The organism is Subtercola sp. RTI3 (assembly GCF_035018625.1).
GTDB classification, from domain to species: domain Bacteria; phylum Actinomycetota; class Actinomycetes; order Actinomycetales; family Microbacteriaceae; genus Subtercola; species Subtercola vilae.
The window spans coordinates 1-7630 of record NZ_JASJXO010000086.1 but is presented as its reverse complement, the minus strand read 5'-3'; the positions used below and the strand labels follow the sequence as shown (position 1 = coordinate 7630).

Sequence of the window (7630 nt, the reverse complement as noted above, 5' to 3'; positions counted from 1 at the left end):
TCATCCTGCAGATCTCTCTTTCAGTAGCGCCCTCAGTTTAAGAGGGCCCACCGTCCGAAATCCCTAGGCCGCCCACTAGGGCGTGTCTCCTAACTTCTGCTGGTGGGGTTTGAGATGATTTGGTGTGTGTCGAACTAAGTCTTTGTCGGATTCCCAGTGGGTTGATCTCCCCGTTGATGCCCAGTCCCGCGACGAAGGGTGGCCGGCCGTTCAATGATCACCGGCTCATGGTCGAAGGCATCATCTACCGGTATCGAACGGGAACTCCGTGGCGAGATCTACCGGAAAGTTTCGGGTCGTGGAAGACGGTTTGGAAGCGACACCGGCGGTTCAGTGGCGACGGCACCTGGGACAAGATCCTCACCGTGCTGCTGACCCACGCCGATGAGGTCGGGCTGATCGAGTGGGAGGTATCGGTGGACTCGACCGTGAATCGTGCCCATCAGCATGGCACGAACCTCGGCCGCAGCACAGGGGGATCTGTCGAATTACACGAATCTGCTGGTTGAGCCTCCTGATCATGCGGTAGGCCGGTCTCGCGGCGGGTTGACGACCAAGATCCACGCGTTGTGCGACGCGAGGATGCGTCCTCTGGTCGTGCTCCTCGGAACCGGTCAGGGTGGCGATTCGCCGATGTTCCCCGAGGTGATGGCGAGCTTGAGGGTCCCACGTCGGGGCAAAGGTCGGCCCCGGACGAAGCCCGATCGAACGATGGCTGACAAGGCATACGCATCCAAAGCGAACCGGAAGCTGCTCCGCGACCGAGGCATTGAGGCAGTCATTCCGGAGAAGTCTGACCACATAGCCAACCGGAAACGCCTTGGTGCGAAAGGCGGCCGGCCTCCCTCGTTCGACCCGCATGCTTACAAGCGACGCAACGTCATCGAGCGCTGTTTCGAGCAATTCAAGCAGTGGCGCGGCATCGCCACCGGCTACGACAAACTCGCTCTCACCTATCGCGGCGGAGTCGTCCTCCGGGCCATCACCATCCGGCTCAAACCGTTAGGAGACACGCCCTAGGCGCGCGTGGCTGGCTTGCCACCGAATCTGCGACATTCACAGAGATTCAGTTCGGCATAACCACCCTGGTAGGACGAGCAGGGACGCCGGACGAGATCGCTCGCGTTGTCCCTTTTCTCGCAAGCCCCGCTCGGCGGATCCAATCGGTCGTTGCAACACCGGTTGTTCAAGCGCGTAGCTGATCGTTGAAGACTTCAGCAGTCCCAAACGGTGCGAAATCAGGGACGGTTCAGCCACTCATCAGGCGATTATCAAACCTGCCTGGATAGTACAGCTAGCTCAGCAGAGCAGCGGTTGACTCATCGTCTGCGGCAGGCGAGCCGACCCTGGTTGAACCGTGTCCTTTTGCCGCAGCGACCCTGCTCGGCCACCAGAACGTGTCGCCTGTGAGGAAGACTACAGCCGGCACCAGGACGGTTCGCACGAGAAGGGTGTCGAGCAAAACGCCGATGCCCACGATCACGCCGATCTGGGTGAGCGCGATGATCGGAAGAACGCTCAGCACGGCGAAGACGGCGGCGAGCAGGATGCCTGCGCTGGTGATCACGCCGCCGGTTGCAGAGAGCGCGTGGATCATTCCTTCGCGAGTGCCGAGAGTCAGTGACTCCTCGCGGGCCCGTGTGACGAGGAAAATATTGTAGTCAACGCCGAGAGCCACCAGGAACAGGAAGCTGAAGAGCACGACGCTGGTGTCGAAGGCGGGAATGTTGAAGACCGACGTGAAGACGAGGTTGCCCGCGCCGAGACTGGCGAGGTAGCTCGCGACGACTGTCAGAATCAACAGCACGGGTGCGACAATGGCCCGAAGCAGGATGAGCAGCACGATGAAGACGATGCCCAGAATCAGAGGGATAATTAGCGACTGATCGTGCGCTGCTGCGGCTTTAGTATCGAGCGCAATTGCGTCAGTACCACCCACCAGGGCTGCGGATGCAGCGTTCGGAGCTTCAGCGTACGACTGCCTCAGTGAGGTGATGGTGTCGAAGGCCTGCTGCGAGCCAGGCTCGGCATTGAGAGTCACATTCACCTGGGTGATTGCGCCCGCAGACTGGCCCACCGCTGCCGCAGAGACTCCGGGCGAGGAGGATGAGATCGCCAGGGCATCGGTGACGGAATCCGTCGGCACGATGACTGCTGTCTGCGCACTCTGGCCGGCGGGGAAAGCGGCGTCGATGACCGCTTGGCCCTGGGCGGATTCGGGGTTGCCTCTGAATTGCTGCACCTGGGAGAGACCGACCGAAATGCTGAGCGTGCCGATGGTCAGGGTACCCAGAACGGCGATGCTGACGACGGTTACGATGGCGGGGCGCCTCGAGACGGCGCGGCCGAGGCGGGCCCAGAATCCATGTTCCGTAGGCGACTCGGAGCCGTATCTGGGCACGAAGGGCCAGAAGAGGCCGCGCCCGAAGATGACCAGGGCCGCCGGGAGAACGATGAGTGCGAAGATCATGGCCGTGACAATGCCGATCGCGCAGGCGAACCCGAGCGCGCGGTTGCCTTCGATCGAGGCGAAGAGAAGCGTGAGAAGGCTGAGGGTGACGGTGCTGCCGCTGGCCAAAATCGCCGGGCCCGCCCCGTACAGGGCCATCGACATGGCGGTACCGCGCTTTTCATGTTTTCTGAGTTCTTCGCGATACCTCGCTATCAGCAGCAGGGCGTAATTCGTTCCAGCACCGAAAACCAGCACTGAAAGGATGCCCGAGATTGACGCGTCTATGGTGAATCCGAAGACCTGTGCGAGGTCTTTGACAATTACGCTCGCGAGGGCGTCTGCCGCGCCGATCACGGCGAGCGGCACCAGCCAGAGCCACGGGCTCCGGTACGTTATGAGCAGCAAAGCGGCAACGACGATGACGGTGACGAGCAGGAGTTTGAAGTCCGCACCCTGAAACGCTGACGCAACATCTGCCTGAAAGCCTTCTGGCCCAGTGAGGTAGGCATTCAAACCCTTCGGAAGATCGGTCTGAACGGTCGCTCTCAGACTCGCGACGCGCTCGCCCTGCGCCGTGCTATCTGCGGCGGCCGCAAGCGGCAGTGGGAGGAGCGCCGCGGTTCCGTCTTTGGAGTACTGGGCCGGGGGCAACTGGCCACTAAGCGATTCAGGGGCAAGGGCGGCGGAGCGACCGACGATCGCCGTTTTGTCTGCCTCGGTGAGAGGCGACCCGCTTCTGTCGAACACGATCAGCGCGAATCCGGCGTCGGAGTTAGGGAGCGACTTCTGCAGTTCGGAGACCTGGGACGACTGCGTGCTGGAAGGCAGACCAGCCGTCGGAGCAACCGCGCCCGTGCTCGCCGGTGCGCTGGCGAACAGGATGGCCGCAGCGATGACGGCGAGGCCCAGAACGATCCAGGCGGTGAACCTGCCGCTCACGAACTTAGTGACTTTATTCATGACCCAACCCAGTCTTTTGGTTTCCTGATTATCAAGCTACCTAATCATATCAGAGACTAGGATATTCTCATGTCGAATCCCGTGCCCGAAGAGCCGTCACTGTTCGGTGACGGGGCTCCGGCGATGCGTCAAGCCAGCATCCTCTTTCGGCAGATTCTCTCGCTGATGGGTGAATTTGAGCGTGTTCTGCAGGCCCATCTCAAGGTGAACGGCACCGACCTCGAGGCCATGGAGCTACTGATCGAACACGGCCCGATGAGCCCCACCGAACTGGCTCACGGCCTAGGCATCAGCACCGCGGCTACCACCCTCGTGATCGACCGGCTCGAGAAGGTCGGGCACGCCGACCGCGAGGCGCACCCGAGCGACCGCCGTAGTGTTCGGGTCGTGCCGGCCGTCGCCTCAGTCTCGGCGACGTTCGCCGCGCTCCGGCCGCTCATCCTGGGTGTCGATGGCGTGCTCGACGACTTCTCTGCCTCCGAACGCAACGCCATCGAGTCGTACCTGTCAAAGGTGGCTGGTGTCTACCGCGACGTCATCCTCGAGTCTCACCCATCGACGTAGACTTTCTGTTCCCGGATCCCCGGCCTGCCTGAAAACAGTGTTCCCTCCTCGAGGGTGATGTCCGGGGAGGGCATCAAGCATGTCCTCGGAATCTGGGTGCAACAGACCAAAGGCGCGAAATTCTGGGCCGGGGTCTTCGCGGAGCCGGCCAGCATGATCGCGAAGGGTGCTGCTGCGCCGATGATCTCGATCGGTGTGAGTCGATTCTCGAGGTGCCTCCGGGGTGTCATTCGCACGTTATCGCGACCGATCTGTTGGCGCCAAGCGGACAGCCCAGAGATGAAATTCTTGGACCTGATTTGTTGTGATCGGCCGATCAACAAATTGCGGCTGTGGCGCTGGTTTGTGAGCCGCTATTATAAGGGTGTTGGCCCTGCCCGGGGGCGACGAAAAGGCACCCCATGAGTAATTCTTCCGTGTCTTCCAGCACCGCGGCGAAAGTCGCGGCAGCGTCATAGCTGCCTCTGATCGTGGTTGTGCTAACCCAGATTCAGGCGTCGTTCACGGTAAACGCGCTTACCGTGTCGATGCAGGGCATCACCACGGACCTGGACACCCCTGCGACCAGTGTGGGCACGGCCATCACGGCCGGCACATTCGCGATGGCGGCGTTCATTCTGCTGGGTGCGAAGATCGGTGCGAAGTTCGGGTCTCGGCGAGTGTTCCAAATCGCGGTTGTGATCCACGGACTCGCAATGGCCGGTCTTGCTCTCAGCATCAGCCCCACCATGCTGTTCATCGCACAGGCCGCCTCCGGCGCGGTGATCGCGCTCATCGCACCGGCACTAGGGCGTGTCTCCTAACAGCTTGAGCCAGATGGTGATGGCTCGGAGGACGACTCCGCCGCGGTACGTGAGGGCGAGTTTGTCGTAGCGTGTGGCGATGCCGCGCCAGTCTTTGAAGGTGTTGAAACAGCGTTCGATGACGTTGCGTCGCTTGTAGGCCTCGGGTTGCGTCCCTGAGTGTGGATGCTCCTATTGTTGTCAAGCGGTTTCTGGGGTCGCGATTTGGTCCAGCGCTGCGGTGACGAGTTGTTCTAGTTGTGGGTCGGCTCGGGTTCCGATCTCGAGTCGTCGGAGGCGTTGGTAGGGGACGCCGAGTGATGCGGCGAGGATCGTGATCGGAGTGCCGGTCTGTTGGCGTCTGGTGCGCAGCTCCTGGCCGATAGATGTTTCGGGGCTGGGGCTTGTGAGCACGGCGAAGATCTCGTTCGCGATGTGTCGTTTCAGGCAGCGTCTGATGTCCCGATCAGTGAGTCCCTGGGCGCGACGTCGTTCGAAGTACGCCATTGTGCGTGGTTCACGGTGGCGCATGCGGAGTAAGACGATTCGATGAAGGGCGCTGTTCGCGTTCCGGTTCCCGCCACGCGAAAGCCGGCGCCGCACTCGCTGACCGGACGAGGCCGGTATAGGAGCGACGCCGGCCATGGCCGCGAATGCTGCTTTAGTCGTCAAGCGTTCCGGATTGTCGCCTGCCACGATGAGGAGCGTCGCTGCTGTGACGACCCCGACGCCGCCGACGCTGAGGAGAGTTGGATTGACGTCCCGGACCAGAGCATCGAGCTGCTGGTCGATGATGGCAATTTCTGCTGCGAGTGCGACGTGGCGAGCTGCGAGCCTTTTGAGTGTCTGACGGGCGATGTTCTCGGGGTCGATGCCGCTTCGAGGGCGGGTGCGGGCGAGTATTGGGACGAGTTTGAGGCTCGTGAGGGCGCGATAATCGCTGCGAACCGCCTCGGGCGCCGTGATGAGTAGTGAATGGATCTGGTTCATCGTCTGGGAACGGGCTTTGCCGGCTGAGTGTCGTTCGCTCATCAGGATCCGTAGCGATTCCACTTCTCCGTCGCCGCTCTTCGGGGTGGCAGCATCAGTACCGGCTAGAACACTCACGGCCGCCTGGTGGGCGTCGAGCGGGTCTGATTTCCCTTTCAAACGTCGGGCCTGCCGGTTTTGCCGTGCCACCTCGACGACGGTGAAGCTACCGACGCTGAGGACTCGGGCGATGCCGGCACCGTAGGATCCGGTGCCCTCGATACCGACACGTTCGATCGCGCCGTGCGAGTTCAGGAATTCCATTATCTGCTGATAGCCGCGGCTCGTCGTCGGGAACTCGCGATCCTGAACGGATCGCCCGACGTGATCGATGATCGCGACGTGATGGGTATTCTTGTGCGTGTCGATGCCGGCAAAAAGCGCACCCGGCGGTGCGGGTGGATTGGCTCTTGCTGCGGTGGCTGGCATGCTTGTCATAGACGGATTCCCTTCCTCAGTTATGTCGTGAAACGTCACTGCGGGTCGGGTGGGCAGACAGCACAAAGGTGAGACGACTTCCCGGTCAGGCTCCTATCAAGTCATGTTCTGCCCGACCCGCAACAACTCCGGTGTCGGTGGACAGATCCACTTAAAGACAACCCTCACGGGTGTCGGTGTAACAGCGAGTCACACCGGCACAGGAGCCATATCCATCATCTCTGTGTAGTTTCTCGGGCTTGAGTGTCGCTTCGTCGACGTGATGAGCCATCGTGTGATGGTCAGTGAGAACCGATCAAAGCTACTCACAGAAGGACACAAACACACGATGGCTCTGCACCAGTCTGCCCTGCTCGAACTCCTCGCTCAACTCAAACTCACCGACGTGCCCGACCGGATCCGGACGGCGACCGAGACGCTTTATCAGCAGCTCATCGACGCGGAAGCGATCGCGTTCATCGGCGCCGCACCCTTCGAACGTGCCGACACCCGCACGGCGCAAAGAAACGGCACCCGCTCACGCACTCTGAGTACGACCGCGGGGGATCTCAGCTTGTCGATCCCGAAGCTGCGGCAGGGGTCGTTCTTCCCCGCGCTGCTCGAGCGCCGCCGGCGGGTGGACCAGGCGTTGTACGCGGTCGTGATGGAGGGGTACCTGCACGGCGTATCGACCCGGAAGGTCGATAACCTCGTCAAAGCGCTCGGCGCTGACACTGGCATATCAAAGTCCGAAGTGTCCCGTATCTGCGCTGATCTTGATCAGGAGATCGGCCAGTTCCGGAACCGTGACCTCGGCGCTTTGGAGTACCCGTACGTGTTCCTGGATGCTACGTACTGCAAAGCCCGCGTCAATCACCGCGTCGTGTCGCAGGCTTTCGTTGTCGCGTTTGGTGTCGCAGCTGACGGTCGCCGTGAGGTCCTTGGCTTCGACGTCGGGGACAGCGAAAACGAGGCGTTCTGGACCGAGTTCCTGCGCACGTTGAAGGCGCGCGGGCTCGGTGGGGTGCGGCTGGTGATCTCTGACGCGCACTCCGGGTTGAAGAAGGCCATCGGGGTCGTGTTCCAGGGCGCAGCATGGCAGCGCTGTCGGGTGCATTTCATGCGTAACGTGCTCGCTGTTGTGCCGCGGGCGTCGCAGGAGATGGTCGCATCGATTATCCGGACCGCGTTCGCGCAACCCGACGAAGACCACGTCGACGCCCAGTTCGATGAAGTTGCCACGATGCTGTCGAAGTCTCATCCGAAAGTCGCTGGCATGCTCCACGACGCACGCGCTGACCTCCTTGCGTTCACCGGGTTCCCGCCGAAGCACTGGCGACAGATTTGGTCAACGAACCCGATATCTGTTAACCGGTTCTCGGACGACACGTTCGGTCTGATGCTTCCGATGACGACGATTCCGTGG

General features: G+C 61.5%; 5 protein-coding genes and 2 pseudogenes. 4 read left to right on the top strand and 3 right to left on the bottom strand.

Features of this window, described 5'->3' with window-relative positions; translation table 11 throughout:
• Positions 1-124 precede the first annotated feature (124 nt).
• Positions 125-1020, top strand: a pseudogene (locus QN358_RS18265) (IS5 family transposase).
• 274 nt (positions 1021-1294) lie between these two features.
• On the opposite strand, the gene QN358_RS18260 reads toward QN358_RS18265, so the two are convergent.
• Positions 1295-3412 (bottom strand): MMPL family transporter, encoded by a 2118-nt coding sequence (locus tag QN358_RS18260; protein WP_323513203.1) that lies wholly within the window; start codon positions 3410-3412, stop codon positions 1295-1297.
• Between the two features lie 69 nt (positions 3413-3481).
• Between QN358_RS18260 and QN358_RS18255 the strand changes: the two genes are divergently transcribed.
• Together QN358_RS18255 and QN358_RS18250 are read left to right on the top strand one after the other, a co-directional pair.
• Positions 3482-3976, top strand: a complete 495-nt coding sequence (locus QN358_RS18255) for a MarR family winged helix-turn-helix transcriptional regulator (RefSeq protein WP_323513202.1) — start codon at positions 3482-3484, stop codon at positions 3974-3976.
• A gap of 470 nt (positions 3977-4446) precedes the next feature.
• A complete protein-coding gene (locus tag QN358_RS18250; RefSeq protein WP_323513201.1) occupies positions 4447-4779 on the top strand; it encodes an MFS transporter in 333 nt (110 codons plus the stop codon).
• Here QN358_RS18250 and QN358_RS18245 read toward each other — a convergent pair.
• Together QN358_RS18245 and QN358_RS18240 are read right to left on the bottom strand one after the other, a co-directional pair.
• Positions 4762-4920: pseudogene (locus QN358_RS18245) on the bottom strand (IS5/IS1182 family transposase); the annotation flags it as partial. The gene QN358_RS18250 and the pseudogene QN358_RS18245 overlap by 18 nt on opposite strands.
• Positions 4921-4959: 39 nt before the next feature.
• A complete protein-coding gene (locus QN358_RS18240; protein WP_323513200.1) occupies positions 4960-6225 on the bottom strand; it encodes an IS110 family transposase in 1266 nt (421 codons plus the stop codon).
• Positions 6226-6553: 328 nt separating this feature from the next.
• Here QN358_RS18240 and QN358_RS18235 point away from each other — a divergent pair.
• A partial coding sequence (locus QN358_RS18235; protein ID WP_323513199.1) for an IS256 family transposase occupies positions 6554-7630 on the top strand: 1077 nt, incomplete at its 3' end.